15 protein-coding genes are annotated in these 15417 nt (G+C 75.1%); 7 read left to right on the top strand and 8 right to left on the bottom strand.

Annotation, left to right across the window (positions count from 1 at the left end):
• Positions 1-38: 38 nt before the first annotated feature.
• The 3 genes from KPL57_RS29470 (at position 39) to KPL57_RS29480 (ending at position 2995) form a co-directional block, all read left to right on the top strand.
• On the top strand, positions 39-863 hold the full coding sequence (locus tag KPL57_RS29470) for a glutaminyl-peptide cyclotransferase (protein ID WP_226353963.1): 825 nt from the start codon (positions 39-41) through the stop codon (positions 861-863).
• 76 nt (positions 864-939) lie between these two features.
• Positions 940-2442: an MFS transporter gene (locus KPL57_RS29475; RefSeq protein ID WP_226353964.1), complete on the top strand. Its 1503-nt coding sequence runs from the start codon at positions 940-942 to the stop codon at positions 2440-2442.
• Between the two features lie 43 nt (positions 2443-2485).
• Positions 2486-2995, top strand: a complete 510-nt coding sequence (locus tag KPL57_RS29480) for a DUF2771 family protein (protein WP_226353965.1) — start codon at positions 2486-2488, stop codon at positions 2993-2995.
• A gap of 16 nt (positions 2996-3011) precedes the next feature.
• Here the strand turns inward: KPL57_RS29480 and KPL57_RS29485 are convergent, their stop codons facing one another.
• The 4 genes from KPL57_RS29485 to KPL57_RS29500 all read right to left on the bottom strand — a co-directional run bounded on the left by KPL57_RS29485 (position 3012) and on the right by KPL57_RS29500 (position 7961).
• Positions 3012-3935, bottom strand: a complete 924-nt coding sequence (locus KPL57_RS29485; RefSeq protein ID WP_264198681.1) for an MsnO8 family LLM class oxidoreductase — start codon at positions 3933-3935, stop codon at positions 3012-3014.
• Positions 3936-4093: 158 nt separating this feature from the next.
• Positions 4094-4480 carry a cold-shock protein gene (locus KPL57_RS29490; protein WP_062398128.1) on the bottom strand — a complete coding sequence of 129 codons (387 nt, stop codon included), beginning with the start codon at positions 4478-4480 and terminating at the stop codon, positions 4094-4096.
• Between the two features lie 105 nt (positions 4481-4585).
• Positions 4586-6250 carry an AMP-binding protein gene (locus tag KPL57_RS29495; RefSeq protein ID WP_226356578.1) on the bottom strand — a complete coding sequence of 555 codons (1665 nt, stop codon included), beginning with the start codon at positions 6248-6250 and terminating at the stop codon, positions 4586-4588.
• 79 nt (positions 6251-6329) lie between these two features.
• On the bottom strand, positions 6330-7961 hold the full coding sequence (locus tag KPL57_RS29500; protein WP_226353967.1) for a phosphatidylserine/phosphatidylglycerophosphate/cardiolipin synthase family protein: 1632 nt from the start codon (positions 7959-7961) through the stop codon (positions 6330-6332).
• A 48-nt stretch (positions 7962-8009) separates the two neighbouring features.
• Between KPL57_RS29500 and KPL57_RS29505 the strand changes: the two genes are divergently transcribed.
• A complete protein-coding gene (locus tag KPL57_RS29505; protein ID WP_226353968.1) occupies positions 8010-8873 on the top strand; it encodes a hypothetical protein in 864 nt (287 codons plus the stop codon).
• On the opposite strand, the gene KPL57_RS29510 is transcribed toward KPL57_RS29505, so the two are convergent.
• The 4 genes from KPL57_RS29510 to KPL57_RS29525 form a co-directional block, all read right to left on the bottom strand.
• Complete coding sequence (locus KPL57_RS29510; protein WP_226356579.1) at positions 8870-10051, bottom strand: S8 family peptidase; 1182 nt, start codon at positions 10049-10051, stop codon at positions 8870-8872. The two genes, KPL57_RS29505 and KPL57_RS29510, sit on opposite strands and share 4 nt — an antisense overlap.
• A 184-nt stretch (positions 10052-10235) precedes the next feature.
• Positions 10236-11327, bottom strand: coding sequence for a sulfate/molybdate ABC transporter ATP-binding protein (locus KPL57_RS29515; RefSeq protein WP_226353969.1), 1092 nt, complete (start codon positions 11325-11327; stop codon positions 10236-10238).
• Entirely contained in the window at positions 11324-12097 is a 774-nt protein-coding gene (locus KPL57_RS29520) for an ABC transporter permease (protein ID WP_226356580.1), read from the bottom strand. The genes KPL57_RS29515 and KPL57_RS29520 overlap by 4 nt, the downstream gene beginning before the upstream one ends.
• A gap of 95 nt (positions 12098-12192) precedes the next feature.
• Positions 12193-12597 (bottom strand): molybdopterin-binding protein, encoded by a 405-nt coding sequence (locus KPL57_RS29525; protein WP_062398137.1) that lies wholly within the window; start codon positions 12595-12597, stop codon positions 12193-12195.
• Between the two features lie 107 nt (positions 12598-12704).
• Between KPL57_RS29525 and KPL57_RS29530 the strand changes: the two genes are divergently transcribed.
• The 3 genes from KPL57_RS29530 to KPL57_RS29540 all read left to right on the top strand — a co-directional run bounded on the left by KPL57_RS29530 (position 12705) and on the right by KPL57_RS29540 (position 15411).
• Positions 12705-13925 (top strand): acyl-CoA dehydrogenase family protein, encoded by a 1221-nt coding sequence (locus KPL57_RS29530; RefSeq protein WP_374203810.1) that lies wholly within the window; start codon positions 12705-12707, stop codon positions 13923-13925.
• A 152-nt stretch (positions 13926-14077) separates the two neighbouring features.
• On the top strand, positions 14078-15136 hold the full coding sequence (moaA, locus tag KPL57_RS29535) for a GTP 3',8-cyclase MoaA (protein WP_226353970.1): 1059 nt from the start codon (positions 14078-14080) through the stop codon (positions 15134-15136).
• Between the two features lie 2 nt (positions 15137-15138).
• Entirely contained in the window at positions 15139-15411 is a 273-nt protein-coding gene (locus tag KPL57_RS29540; RefSeq protein WP_226353971.1) for a MoaD/ThiS family protein, read from the top strand.
• The last annotated feature ends 6 nt before the right edge of the window (positions 15412-15417 follow it).

The following is a 15417-nucleotide window of genomic DNA, read 5'->3' on the forward strand; positions in this document are numbered from 1 at the left end:
TCACCAGTGTGCCACCCGTGCCCGGGCATCCTGGGCGGGTGCCCGCCCGAGCGCTGCTCCGCCGCCCCTCCGTAACGGGGCTGCTCCCCCTCCTGCTGGCCCTGGCGGCCTGCGGGGCCGCCGCACCGGCGCCGGGTCTGCCCGACCCGGGCCCCGTTCCGGTGGTCCGTCCGCAGGTCCTCGCCGAGATCCCGCACGACCCGCAGGCGTTCACCCAGGGCCTGGAGCTGCGCGACGGGACCCTCTACGAGGGGACCGGCCGGGTGGGGCGCTCGCAGCTGCGCGCGCTGGACCCGGCGACGGGCGCGGTGCGGGCGGCGAGCCCGCTGCCACCGGCGTACTTCGGGGAGGGCATCACCGTCGTCGGGGACCGGATCTGGCAGCTGACCTGGCAGGACGGGGTGGCGGTCGAGTGGGACCGGGCGACGCTGCGGCCGCTGCGCGAGGTGCCCGTCGACGGCGAGGGCTGGGGGCTGTGCCTGCTCTCCGGCGGCTCCGGCGACCGCGTGGTGCGCTCGGACGGCACCGACCGGCTGTTCTTCCACGACCCGGCCGACCTGGCGCGGACCGGCTCGGTGGCCGTCACCCTGGACGGCGCCCCGGTGACCCGGCTCAACGAGCTGGAGTGCGTCGGGGACCGGGTGTGGGCCAACGTCTGGCAGACCGACGACCTGGTGCGGATCGACCCGTCGACCGGGGTGGTCGACGCCGTCGTCGACGCGACCGGGCTGCTGCCGGCCGGGCAACGGGCCGGGGCCGACGTGCTCAACGGCATCGCCCACGTCGACGGCGACGAGTACCTGCTCACCGGAAAGCTGTGGCCGACGACGTTCCGGGTGCGGCTCCCGGTGCCCCCGGCCTGACCGGCGCTGCGCCGGGCGGGTGACACCACCCGGCGGGATCGCCGGAACCGTCGGTGCCCGCCTGCACAATGACCGCGTGGCACCGAACCCGTTCCGCAGCCGCCGCCGGGCGGCCGGGTCGAGACGTGGCCCGGACCCGCGCACCGCCCCGATCGCCTCGGACCCGGCGCTGCGCCGTGCGCGCTCCGCCGGTGCCGCCACCGACGAGCTGCCCCGCCCCGGCCCGGCCGCGGTCCCCCGCAAGCTGACGGTCACCCGGGTCGCCGTGCACCGCACCCGCGAGCTGGGCGGGCGCGCGGTCGCGCTGTTCCGGCGCGCCGCGACCGCCGACGGCGCCGACCGGTCCGGGCTGACGGCGCTCACCTACGCCACGATGCTGACCTACGCGCTCGACGCGGCGGTGGCCGTCGCGCTGGCGAACACGCTGTTCTTCGCGGCGGCGACGGCGGAGTCCACAGCGAACGTGGCGCTCTACCTGGCGATCACCGTCGCGCCGTTCGCGCTGGTGGCGCCGGTGATCGGCCCCGCGCTGGACCGGTTGCAGCGGGGCAGGCGGATCGCGATGGCGGTGTCCTGCGCCGGCCGTGCGGTGCTCGCCGTGGTGCTGGTGTTCCACCTCGACGACTGGCTGCTCTACCCGGCCGCGCTGGGGATCATGGTGCTGTCCAAGTCGTTCCTGGTGCTCAAGGCGGCCGTGACCCCGCGGGTGCTGCCGTCGACGATCACCCTGGCGACGACGAACTCCCGGCTCACCACGTTCGGGATGGCCGCGGGCGGGATCGCCGGGGCCGTCGCGGGCGGTGCGGCGCTGGCCGTCGGCGGGGCCGGGCCGCTGTGGTGGACGGCGGTGCTCGGCGTCGCCGGTGCCGTGCTCTGCCTGCGGATCCCCCGCTGGGTCGAGTCCACCGCGGGCGAGGTGACCGCGGCGGTGCCCGCCACCCGGCCGGGCAAGCGCCGGTCCCGCGCCCCCGCGACGCGGGCGGTGCTCGTCGCGCTGTGGGGCACGAGCACGGTGCGGGTGCTGACCGGGTTCCTCACGCTGTTCGTCGCGTTCGTGGTGAAGGCCGGGGCCGAGCAGTCCCCCGACGGCGATCCCGCGGGTCAGCTCGTGGTGATCGGGATGGTCGGCGCGGCCGCCGGCGTCGGGCTGTTCGCCGGGAACGCGGTGGGGGCGCGCAGCCGCTTCTCCCGGGTCGAGCCGGTGGTGCTCGCGGCGGCCGCGGCGGCGGTGCTGGCCGCGGCGGCGGTGGCGCTGCTGCCGGGCGTCCCGACGGCGGTGGTCGCGGCCCTGGTCGCGTCGACGGCGAGCGCGCTGGCGAAGGTCTGCCTCGACGCGGTGGTACAGCGCGACCTGCCCGAGGACGCGCGGGCGTCGGCGTTCGGGCGGTCGGAGACGGTCCTGCAGCTGGCCTGGGTGCTGGGCGGCGCGATCGGGGTGCTCGCCCCGCACGACACGTTCCGCACCGGGTTCGTGATCGTGACCGGGGTGGTGGCGGTGTTCGCGCTGCAGGCCGCGCTGGTGCGCCGCGGCACCTCGCTCGTGCCCGGTCTGGGGCCGCGCCCGGCCGTCGCCCGCTGAGGGCCCACCCGCGCGCCGGGCCCGGATCCGTACGCTGGTCGGCGTGATCACCCGCCCCCGACCGCGCCCCCGCCGGTCCGCCGGTGCGCTGGCCGGGACCCTGGCCGCGGCCGCCCTCGTCCTCGCCGGGTGCGGCGGCGAGGCCCCGACGGTGACGTTCGACGTCGGCGGCACCTCGCTGACCGCCGCGCCCACCCAGTTCTGCGACACCAGCCTGCAGAACTGCCAGGACGCCCCGAACGCCCGGGTGACCGCGCAGGTCCCTCCCGGGACGGAGGTCCGCATCACGGTGCCCGAGGAGGTCTCCTCCGCGCCCTGGCAGGTCGCCTACGCGTTCACCCGCGGCACCGACCCGACCCCGGTCCAACAGCGCAGCGCGATCGCCGCGCCGGGCACCCGCACCGACTTCACGCTGTCCCTGCCCGAGCCGGGCGACCGGCTCGTGACCGCGCAGGTGCAGGTGTTCGGGGCGCCGCCGTCGATCGACCCGGAGAGCACCGACATCCAGTTCCCGGTCCGGGCGACCTGGGTACTGGTCGGCGAGCAGGGCTGAGCGGGCGACCCGGGGCTCAGCGGCCCGCGCCGAGCAGCCGGGCCAGCGCGGCGTCGGAGTCGGCCTGCGCGTCGCGGTCGTGGGTCGAGGAGAACACCAGCAGCTCGTCGGCGCGGGTGCGGGCCACGAGGTCGTCGAGCCGCTCGGCGACGGTGTCCTCGTCGCCGACGATCGCGTTCGCCAGCGCCCGGTCCACGGTCTCGCGCTGGCGCCGGGTCGTCGCGCGGTGCGGGTCCGGCGGCTCCAGCGGCGGGAACTCCCCGGTGGTGCGGGCCGCGGCGTGCGCCCACGCCTCGGACAGCGCCAGCTGCGGGTCCCCGACGAGCACGTCGGCGGACACCACCAGGTGCGCCGCGTCCCCGGCCCGCTCGCGGTAGTACGCCAGTGCCGCCGGGTCGTCGAGCACCGGACCGCCGACGACGGCCGGCAGCCCCAGGTCCCCGGCCAGCCGCAGGCCCGCGCCGGTGGCGAGCAGGAACAGCGGGACGGCGTGCTCCAGCCGCGGCCGGGCCGTCACCGGGCCGCTGCCGTCGAGGAAGGAGCGGAGCTCGTCGAGGGCGGCGCGGAACTCCGCGTCGCCGGCCCCGCCCGCGCGCAGGGCGCGGCGGACCGGCTCGGTGAACCCGGGCGAGCGGCCGATGCCCAGGTCGATCCGCCCGGGGTGCAGTGCCTCCAGCAGCGCGACCTGCTCCGCGACGACGAGCGGCTGGTGGTTGGGCAGCATGATCCCGCCCGAGCCGACCCGGATCCGCGAGGTCGCCGCGCCCACCGCGGCCATCAGGACCGGTGGGCTGCCCGACGCGATCCCGGGCACGGCGTGGTGCTCGGCCACCCAGAACCGGTGGTAGCCGAGCTGCTCGGCGCGGACGGCCCGCGCCACCGTGCCGCGGACCGCGGCGGCGTCGGGCTCCCCGGCCCGCGTCCGCGAGCGGTCCAACATCGACAGGCGCACAGTCGCCCCAACACCGTCCGTACCCGCCGCCATTCCGCCGCCTGCGCGGCACCCCGCCACGTTCCGCGGCACCCCACGCACGGGTCGCCGCGCACCGCGCCGGGTCGCCACGCAGCTGCCGGGGCGCGGCGCGACGGGACGGGCGGTCAGCCGTCCAGGTCGCGGGCGACGGCCCGCACGACCTCGGCGGCCAGCTTGCAGGTCTTGCGGTCCGGGTAGCGCCCGTGTCGCAGAGCCGGCTGGATCTTGTTCTCCAGCAGGCCCATCATGTCCTCGATCAGACCGTGCAGCTCCTCGGCGGGACGGCGCGCGTTCTCCACCGCGGACGCCTGCTTCTCGACGATGCGCACGGAGAGCGCCTGCGGCCCGCGGCGGCCCTCGGCCATCCCGAACTCGACCCGCTGGCCGGACTTGAGCGCCTCCACGCCGGACGGCAGCGCCGCCTTGCGCACGTAGACGTCCTCACCGCCGTCCTGGGAGAGGAAGCCGAAGCCCTTCTCCGCGTCGTACCACTTCACCCTGCCGGTGGGCACCGTCGTCCTCGATTCCTGCTTGCTGTGTTGCTGCGTGCACGACAAACGCGCCCGGGCTCGCCGGACGCGCCGTCACCGATGGTACGCCTGGGGACCCGTCCGGGGTCAGGCGTTTCGGACGTTCGCCGCACTCTCCAGGTCGAGCAGCCCGACCGACTTCTCCCGCATCTCGACCTTGCGGACCTTGCCGGTGACCGTCATCGGGAACTCGTCGACGACGAGCACGTAGCGCGGGATCTTGTAGTGCGCCAGCTTCCCGGTGGCGAACTCGCGCAGCGTGTCGGCGGTCATGGGCGCGGAGCCCTCGCGCAGCACCACCCAGGCGCAGAGCTCCTCGCCGTAGCGCTCGTCGGGGACACCGATGACCTGGGCGTCGACGACGTCGGGGTGGGTGTAGAGGAACTCCTCGATCTCGCGCGGGTACACGTTCTCGCCGCCGCGGATGACCATGTCCTTGATCCGGCCGGTGATGTTGACGTAGCCCTCGTCGTCCATCACGGCGAGGTCGCCGGTGTGCATCCAGCGGGCGCGGTCGATGACCTCGGCGGTCTTCTCCGGCTGCTCCCAGTAGCCCAGCATCACCGAGTAGCCGCGGGTGCACAGCTCGCCCGGCTCGCCGCGCGGCAGCGTGCGGCCCGTCTCCGGGTCGACGACCTTGACCTCCAGGTGCGGGTGCACCCGCCCGACCGTGGAGACCCGGCGCTCGACGGAGTCGTCGGCCCGGGTCTGGGTGGACACCGGGCTGGTCTCGGTCATGCCGTAGGCGATGGTCACCTCGGTCATGCCCATCCGGTCGACGACCTGCTTCATCACCTCGACCGGGCACGGCGAGCCGGCCATGATCCCGGTGCGCAGGCTGGACAGGTCGTAGTCGCCGAAGGCGGGGTCGTTGAGCTCGGCGATGAACATCGTCGGCACCCCGTAGAGCGAGGTGCAGCGCTCCTGCTGCACGGCGTGCAGGGTCGCCTTCGGGTCGAAGCCCTGCGCCGGGATGACCATCGTCGCGCCGCTGGTGGAGCAGGCGAGGTTGCCCATGACCATGCCGAAGCAGTGGTAGAAGGGCACCGGGATGCAGACCCGGTCGGCCTCGGTGTAGCCGCAGGTCCGGCCGACGTAGTAGCCGTTGTTGAGGATGTTGTGGTGCGACAGCGTCGCGCCCTTCGGGAACCCGGTCGTCCCGGACGTGTACTGGATGTTGATCGGGTCGTCGGCCGTCAGCGACGCCTGCACCTGCGCCAGCTCGTCGCGGCGGGAGGCGTCGCCCGCGGCCAGCGCGTCCCACTCGGGGGAGCCGGTGATCACGACGCGCTGCAGGTCGGGGCAGTTCCCCCGGACCTCGGCGATCATCTTCTGGTAGTCGGAGGTCTTGAACGACGACGCCGACACCAGCGTCGAGATCCCGGCCTGCTTGAGCACGAACTCCAGCTCGTGGGTCCGGTACGACGGGTTGATGTTGACCAGGACGACGCCGATCTTGGCCGTCGCGAACTGGGTCAGCGTCCACTCCGCGGTGTTCGGCGACCAGATCCCGACCCGGTCCCCCACGGCGAGACCGGCGGCGAGCAGCCCGGTGGCCAGGTCGTCGACGGCGGTCCGCAGCTCGCGGTAGGTCCAGCGGCGCCCGGTCTGCACCTCGACGAGCGCGTCGTTGTCCGGCACCCGGGCGGCGGTGCGGTCGAAGTCGTCGCCGATGGTGTCGCCGAGCAACGGCGTGTCCGAGGTCCCGGACGCGTAGGACGGGACGGCGGGGGCTGCGGCGGCTGAGGTCACGACGTCGTACTCCTCGGGCGGTTCGGTGCGGGTCGTCACATCCTCGCCCCCGGACGACGCGGTTGCCAACACCCGTCGGTCAGGACGAGGACAGGCGCCGCCTTCCCGACTCGGCGACCTTCGCCGCCCCGCGCCGCGCCCCGTGGGCCGCGCGGCGCAGCGGCCGCGGCGACGGCTCCGGCCACGGACCGACCGGCACCAGCACCCGTTCGGCCGGGGCGAACCCGGCGGGGTAGCCGGGCACCCGCCAGGTCCCGGCCGGCGCGTCCGGCGGCAGCCACTCCGGGCGCCACATGCCGAGCGCGAGGTCCAGGTCGGCCAGTGCGGGGGCGAGCTCGTCGGTCGGCGCGGTCCGCAGGTGCTCGGCCCACAGCCGTACCCGCAGGTCAAGCACCTGGTCGCCGGTGGTGACGAACGCCGTCGAGAGCTCGGTGTCGGTGCCGCGCATCGAGCGGGAGAAGAAGTTGGCCGACCCGATGGAGGCGAAGACGTCGTCGACCAGCGCCAGCTTGGTGTGGACGGTGAGGTCCTCGATCCGGTGCATGATCACGTTGCCGCGGTCGCCCGGGTCGAGCTGGTCGATCACGCCGCGCTGGACGTCGCCGGTGACGCGGCGACGGAACTTGTTCACCCCGGCGTCGACCGGGTCCTTGCGCCCCGAGCAGACGAGCACGACCTTCACCCCGCGGGCGGCGGCGTCGCGCAGCAGCCCGTAGAGCCGGAACGCCCGTCGCCCGCCCGGGACCTCGAAGAAGTACTGGTCCTCCAGGTAGACGTAGCGGCGGGCGCCGCGGATCGCCGCGGACAGGGTGTGGAAGACCTCCTGCGCGCCGTGCCGCGGGAGCACCGTCCAGTGCCGCCGGTAGAGCATCCCGAAGTGGTCGATCTTCCACGGCCGCAGCGAGCGCAGGACCTGCACCGCGGTGCCCGGGGCGGGGCGCGGCGGGGCGGGCGGCGACGGCGGCAGGGCGGCGGCGAACGGCTCGGGGTTCATCGGTTCCCAGTCGGTGGGGCCGACCATGAACCGGCGCGGCGGCAGCGTCGCGGCCTCGGTCCAGCGGCCGCGGTAGACCTCCCAGACCCGGGCGGCGCCGGGCCCGCGCAGCGCGGCGGCGCCGTCGTGCCAGCCCCAGCGCTCCTCGCCGATGGACAGCCGGTCGTGTGGCTCGGCGTCGAACCGGTTGGCGGACAGGTCCAGCCCGCCGACGTACGCCGTCAGCTCGCCCCCGACGTGGGTGAGCACCACCTTCTGGTGGTGGCAGCCGATCCCGGAGCCGGACCAGTCGAGCAGCACCCGTCCGGCCAGCTGGGGGCGGCGGCGCAGCTCCAGCGCGGCGAACGCGTTCGCCCGGAACGGCCCGATCGCCACCCCCGGGACGGAGCCGGAGAACAGCGCGGCGGTGAGCAGCACGCGCACGTCGACGCCGGCGTCGACGAGGCGGGCGAAGCGGTCGGCGAGCGACTCGTAGCCGTCCTCGTCGGGGGCCAGGCCGTGCAGGTCCATGTCCGGTTCGAGGTTCAGCCCGGTGACCAGCACCGTGTCGCCGGGCCCTGCCCGGTCGAACAGCTCCCGCAGCCGGGCGAAGTAGTCGACGCCGTCGACGATCGGCTCCCACTCGGTGTCCTCGACGAACGTGGGGCACTCGGGGGTGGCGGGGGCGAGGTAGCGACGGGTGAGGGACGCGAGGTCGGCGGGGGGCGTGCCGGGCATGCGCCGGACGCTATCCGGATCACCGGGGGTCGCGCCTATCCTGCGGGCATGGCTCGCCCTGGCACGGTCGACCGGGTCTCCGCCGCGATCGCACTGGCGGGTGCGGTGGTGGTCGGCGGATGGTTCGTGGTGACGGGGGTGCAGATCGAGCTGGTGGGACCGCCGGGCCGCGGTCCGCTGGACCGTGCGTTCCCGTTCCTGCTGGCCGCGGCCGCGGTCGCGGTGTTCGGGCTGATGGCGTGGCGGTCGTGGCGGGCGGCGGACCGCGCGGACGCGGCCGCGCCCCCGGTCCCGGCGCCGGTGGTGCTGCCGACGCCGCTGCCCGGGGCGCCGACGACCCCGGCGCCACCGGTCGCGGTGCGGGTCGTCCCGGACCTGTCGGCCGAGGGCCGGGACCGGCTGGCGCACACGATCGCGGTCCTCGTGGACGCGGGGGTGCTGCCGTCCGGCATCGCCGAGCCCGACGCGCTGGCCGGCGGGGTCGCCGACCACGGCGAGCCGGTCACGGCCGGGGCCGTGCTGGGCGCGCTGGGAGAGGCCGACCCGGACGGCTGGGACGCGTTGCTGGCCCCCCTCTCGACCTGGGCCGAGCAGGACCCCGCCGAGCACACCGCCGCGCTCGACCGGCTCGCCGGTCCGGACCACAGGGTCTCCGTCGCCGGGGCGTCGGTCGAGGTGGACGGCGCCGTCGTCGCGGTCGTGACCCCCGGTCACCCGAAGGCCCTCGACCCCGGCCCGCTCGTCGCCGCCGCCCGTGCCCTGCACGACCGCGGCGCACCCCGGATCGCCTGGCTGTGGACCGACCAGGTGGTGTGGCTCGCGACGCCGTCGGTCCCGCCCGCCGAGCTGAACGACCTGCTCGACCAGCCCGTGTACGAGCTGTGGGAGTGGGCCGACGAGGCCCGGGCCTAGAGTCCGCCGGTCTGCAGCAGCCGGTTCGGGGTACCGCCGGTGCCGCCGCCGTCGATCTTCCCCGGCACCGCGTTGTCGACGATCCACTTCTTGACGGTGGTGGCCGGCGCGTCGCCGCGGGCCTGCTTGTACAGCGCCGCCACCCCGGCCGCGAACGGCGCGGCCATCGAGGTCCCGCTGTAGGAGGCGGTGCCGCCACCGGGGACCGGCGCGACGATCCGGGTGCCCGGCGCGTAGAGCGAGACGCAGCGGCCGGTCGAGGAGTTCGACGAGCGCTTGTCGTCGATCGTCGAGTTCGCGACGACCAGCACGTCCCCGATCGCGCGGGGCAGCGCGGTGCAGTCGTCGCCGCCGGTGTTGCCGGCCGAGGAGGCCGCGAACACCCCGGAGTCGATCATGCGCTGGACGGCCTGCTGGAGGATCGGCGAGCCGCCGTAGCTCCACGACATCACCGCGACCGCGGGGCCGCGCTTGTTCTTCGACACCCAGTCCAGACCGGAGATCAGCGACGACAGCGTCCCGGTGCCGTTGCAGTCGAGCACCTTCACCGCGCGCACGGTCGCGCCCGGGGCCACGCCGTAGTCCTTCGACGCGGCGATCCCGGCGACGACGGTGCCGTGCCCGTCGCAGTCGGTGTCGGTCCGGTCGATCGTGTTGAGCTCGAGCTTCGCCCGGCCGCCGAACTCCGGGTGACTCGCGTCGACGCCGGTGTCGAGGACGAACACGTCCACCCCGGCGCCGGTCGCGGTGTGCCGGTACTGCCCGTCCAGCGGCAGGTTCGGCTGGTCGATGCGGTCGAGCCCCCAGTTGCCCGGCGCCTGCTCGGCACCCGCGGGCGGGCCGACCGGCGCGTCCTGGTGGACGGCCTGCGGGTCGAGCGGGGAGATCGCGCGGTCCTCCTCCACCCCGACGACGCCGGGCCGGTCGCGCAGCTCGGTCGCCTGGGCCGGGGTGAGGTCCGCGGCGAAGCCGTGCACCACGCTGTCGAAGGTGACCTTCGGCTCGACGCCGACGGACTCCGCGGCGGCCCGCGTCTGCCCGTCGGTCGCCGTCTGCACCAGGTACCCGGCGGGTGCCGACGGCGCCGTCTCGGCGGCGGACGCCGTCGGTGCGAGAGGAACACCGAGCGCGACCGCCAGGACACCGGCAGTGACCAGACGGGCGGCGCGGGGACGCATGGGGCTCACAGACAGCGACGCTATGCGCCTGTGACGCCTGGTGCGAGAGACACGATGGTGGCCCGGGTGACACCTGGGACCACCCGGGTGACGGAGCGTTTTGGTACCGGCGGTGCCGGGGACGCCTGCCGACCGGGGCCCGGCAGGGCTCCGAGCTGCACGATCAGCGGATCGGCCGGGGCCCTCAGGCGTGCCGGCCGTGCACGGCGACCTCGGTCGCCTTCACCGCGAACCACGCCTCGTGACCGGGTTCGACACCCAGTTCGGCGACGGCGGCCGGGGTGACGTCGGCGGCCAGCCCGGACACCCAGTCCGGCCCCCCGGCGACGGGCGCGGCCCGCAGCCGCACGGTGTCCCCGCGCGGCTCCAGCGCGGCGATCCGGACCGGGAAGACGTTGCGCGGGCTGCCCTCGGGCCTGCTCGCGTGCACCGCGACCGCGGACGGCGGGAACACCGCGACGGCGGGCTCCCCCTCGGCCACCTCGACGACCCGGCCCCGGATCTCGGTCCCGTCTGCGGTGCGCACCCCGGAGCCCTCGGCGACGCCCGGCACCAGGTCCAGGCCGGCGATGCGGGCGGAGAACGCGCTCCGTGGACGGGCCAGGACGTCCCGGGCGGGGCCGGACTCGACGATCCGGCCCCGGTCCAGCACGACGACGCGGTCGGCGAGCACGAGCGCGTCGAGCGCGTCGTGGGTGACGAGCAGGGCGGTCTGCTTGCCGTCGGCGATGACCCGGCGCAGCAGGGTGCGCATGGCGGGGGTGGCGTCGACGTCGAGGGCGGCGAGCGGCTCGTCGAGCAGCAGCAGCCCCGGCCCGGGGGCCAGCGCGCGGGCCAGCGCGACCCGCTGCTGCTGTCCGCCGGACAGCTGCGCGGGGCGGCGGGCGGCGAGCCCGCCGACACCGACGGCGTCGAGCAGCTCGCGGGCCCGGGAGTCGGCCGCGGCGCGGGGCGTGCCCTGGGCCCGCGGCCCGAACGCGACGTTCGCCAGCGCCGACAGGTGCGGGAACAGCAGCGGCTCCTGGGCGAGCAGCCCGACACCGCGCCGGTGCGGCGGCACGAAGGTCCCGTCGGCGGTGTCGAGCAGCGTCCGGCCGTCGACGCGCAGGTGCCCGGAGTCCGGGCGCAGCAGCCCGGACAGGATGCCGAGCATCGTGGACTTGCCCGCCCCGTTCGGGCCGAGCACCGCGAGCACCTCGCCCGCGGCGACCGACAGCTCCAGGTCCAGGGCGAACCCGTCCCGGTCCAGCCGCGCGACCATCTCCACCCCGCTCATCCGCGGCCGTCCAGCCCGCGCGGACGCCCGACGACGATCACGACCAGCGACACGACGACCAGCAGCAGCGACAGCGCGACCGCCCCCGCGACGTCGGTCTCGCCCTGCAGGTAGACCAGCAGCGGCAGGGTCCGGGTGGTGCCCTCCAGGCTGCCGGCGAACGCGATCGTCGCCCCGAACTCGCCCATGCAGCGGGCGAAGGCCAGCACCAGCCCGGACGCCAGTCCGGGCAGCACCAGCGGCACGGTGACCCGGCGGAAGGCCAGCCCCGGCGACGCGCCGAGGGTGGCCGCGGTCGCCTCGTAGCGCTCCCCCGCGGTCCGCAGGGCGCCCTCCAGCGACACGATGAGGAACGGCATCGCGACGAAGGTCTGGGCCAGCACCACCGCCGCCGTCGTGAACGGGATGAAGATCCCGAACGCGGTGTCCAGACCCTGCCCGACCAGGCCCTTGGCACCGAGCAGGAACAGCAGCGACAGCCCGCCGACGACCGGCGGCAGCACCAGCGGGAGCAGGACGACCGAGCGGATCCCGCGCATCAGGCGGGGCAGCCGGTTGATCCGGCCGCGGGCCAGGACCACCGCGAGCGGCCCGCCGAGCAGCAGGCACAGCGTCGTGGAGATCGCCGCGGTGAGCAGCGACAGGCGCAGCGCCGACAGCGCGGCCTCGCTGGTGAGCAGGCGGGGGGTCTCCGCCCAGTCGGCCTCCCACAGCAGGCCGAGCACGGGCAGCGCGATGACCAGGAAGCCGATGCCGGCCGGGACCCACATCCAGACCGGCAGTCCGACGCCGGTGCCGTGGCGGTCGGCGGCGCCCTCGCGGCGCCGGGTCGGGGCCGGCGCGGGGGCGGTGCCGGCCCCGGGGGTCACAGGTGCCCGCCCGGCGTCTCCACCACCACGTTCGTCGACTTGATCACCGCCACCGCGAGCGCGCCGGGCTCGAGACCGAGGTCGCGCACGGCCTCGCTGCTCATCAGCGACACCACGCGGTGCGGGCCGCACTGCATCTCGACCTGGGCCATCACCGTGTCGGCCAGCACCGAGGTGACCAGGCCGACCATGCGGTTGCGGGCCGAGCGCTGCACCACCGAGGGGTCCGGCGGGGCGGACGCGTGGTCGCGGGCGAACGCGGCGAGCGCGGCGCCGTCGATGACCTTGCGGTTCGACGCGTCCGCCTGCACCGGCAGCGTCCCCGCGTCCACCCAGCGGCGGACGGTGTCGTCGCTGACGCCGAGCAGTCGGGCGGCCTCGGAGATCCTGAAGTGCGGCACGACCCGGATACTATGGTCGCGCCTGCGGTGGTGCCACGCTGGATACCCCGCGGGATGTCGGGATCGCGCGCTGCCGGGTGCCGGGGACCTGTGGTCTGATCGGTGACGTGGACTTCGCACCCAGCGCCGTGGCGGCCGACTACACCGCGCGCATGCGCGCCTTCCTCGACGAGGAGGTCCTCCCGGCCGAGGCCTCCTACGACGCGTTCCGGGGCGAGCGGCGCGGCACCCCGGAGGAGTGGGCCCTGCCCCCGGTGGTCGAGGAGCTGAAGGCGAAGGCCCGCGGGCGTGGCCTGTGGAACCTGTTCCTGCCGGACGTGTCGGGGCTGTCGAACCTGGAGTACGCGCCGGTCGCGGAGGTCTCCGGCTGGTCCCCGGTCATCGCGCCGGAGGTGATCAACTGCCAGGCCCCGGACACCGGGAACATGGAGACGCTGCACCTGTTCGGCACCGACGAGCAGAAGCAGCAGTGGCTGGAGCCGCTGCTCGACGGCGAGATCCGCTCGGCGTTCGCGATGACCGAGCCGGACGTCGCGTCGTCGGACGCCACGAACATCGAGACCCGGATCCGGCGCGACGGCGACGACTACGTCATCGACGGCCGCAAGTGGTGGATCTCCGGTGCCGCGGACGAGCGCTGCCGGATCTTCATCGTCATGGGCAAGACCGCCGACGACAGCGACGACACCGTGTCGACGCACCGCCGGCAGTCGATGATCCTCGTCCCGCGCGACACCCCCGGCCTGACGATCGAGCGGCACCTGCCGACGTTCGGCTTCCAGGACCAGCACGGGCACTCCGAGCTGCGCCTCGAGGGCGTGCGGGTGCCGGCGTCGAACCTGCTCGGCGAGGAGGGCGGCGGGTTCGCCATCGCCCAGGCCCGGCTCGGCCCGGGCCGCATCCACCACTGCATGCGGCTGATCGGCATGGCCGAGCGGGCGCTGCACCTGATGACCGAGCGCGCGCAGGCGCGGGTCGCGTTCGGCAAGCCGCTGGCCGAGCAGGGCGTGGTGCGCGAGCAGATCGCGCTGTGCCGGATGGAGATCGAGCAGGCCCGGCTGCTGACGCTCAAGACGGCGTGGTTGATCGACAACCACGGCGCGAAGGGCGCGGCCACCGAGATCGCCGCGATCAAGGTCGTCGTGCCGCGGATGGCGTGCACCGTGATCGACCGGGCGATGCAGGTGCACGGCGGCGCCGCGATGAGCGACGACACCCCGCTGGCCTACTTCTACGCCTGGGCGCGCGCCCTGCGCTTCGCCGACGGACCGGACGAGGTGCACATCCGCTCGGTCGCCCGGCAGGAGCTGAAGGCCCACCGGAAGTAATCGTGTCCCTGTCCTTTCGACTAGGTACACGATGACTAGTTCCGCACCTGCGACGGCGTGACCCCGGCCACGTCCGCGGGTGCGGATCATCGGTCTGAGCTGCGGAAACCCGCCCTGGGCGGGCGCGGGCGACGGCGGTTAGCCTCGGGCCCATGACCACCGAGCTCGGCCTGCCGTCGCTGCGGGGCGGCACGTCCCGGGACCCGGCCCGACCGGCCGACCCCCGTCTCGTCGACGGGTTCGGCCGGGTCGCGACCGACCTGCGGATCTCGCTCACCGACCGCTGCAACCTGCGCTGCACCTACTGCATGCCCGCCGAGGGCCTGGACTGGATGCCGCGCTCGGAGCAGCTGACCGACGACGAGCTGAACCGGCTCATCGCCGTCGCGGTGCGCGACCTCGGCATCGAGGAGCTGCGCTTCACCGGCGGTGAGCCGCTGCTGCGCAAGGGCCTGGAGGAGATCTTCTCCGCGGCGTCGGCGCTGGAGCCCCGCCCGGACATCTCGCTGACGACCAACGGCATCGGGCTCGCCCGCCGCGCCGAGGCCCTCGCGGCCTCCGGGGTGAACCGGCTCAACGTCTCGATGGACACCCTGCGCCCGGAGCGGTTCGCGCAGATCACGCGGCGCGACCGGCTGTCGGACGTCATCGACGGGATGGCCGCCGCGCACGCCGCGGGCCTGTCCCCGGTGAAGATCAACGCGGTGCTGCTGCGCGGCGTGAACGACGACGAGGCCGCGGACCTGCTGGAGTTCGCGCTGACCCACGGCTACCAGCTGCGTTTCATCGAGCAGATGCCGCTCGACGCCCAGCACGGCTGGCGCCGCACCGAGATGATCACCGCCGACGAGATCCTGGCGCGGCTCGAGGAGCGCTTCGTGCTCACCCCGTCCGACGAGGACCGCGGCGGTGCGCCCGCCGAGCGGTTCGTGGTGAACGGGGGCCCCGCCACCGTCGGGGTGATCGCCTCGGTGACCCGCCCGTTCTGCGGGGCCTGCGACCGGACCCGCCTCACCGCCGACGGCCAGGTCCGCACCTGCCTGTTCGCCACCGGCGAGACCGACCTGCGCGCCATGCTCCGCGGCGGCGCGACCGACGCCGAGATCGCCGACGTCTGGCGCGACGCGATGTGGGGCAAGAAGGCGGGCCACGGCATCGACGACCCCGGATTCCTGCAGCCCGCGCGCCCCATGAGCGCGATCGGAGGATGAGCATGACCCTGTCCCTGGAGACCAGGACGCTGACCGTCCGCTACTTCGCCGCCGCCAAGGCGGCCGCCGGCACCGGCGAGGAGACCGTCGAGCTGCCCGACGGCGCGACGGTGGCCGACGCCGTCGCCGCGCTCGGCACCGCGCACGGCCCGGAGCTGGGGCAGGTGCTGCTGCGCTGCAGCTTCCTGCTCGACGAGGTGGCGGTGCGCGACCGCTCCGCCGCGGTCGGCGGAGCGGCCACGCTCGACGTGCTCCCGCCGTTCGCCGGCGGCTGAGACCCC

It is taken from the genome of Pseudonocardia sp. ICBG601 (genome assembly GCF_020496245.1).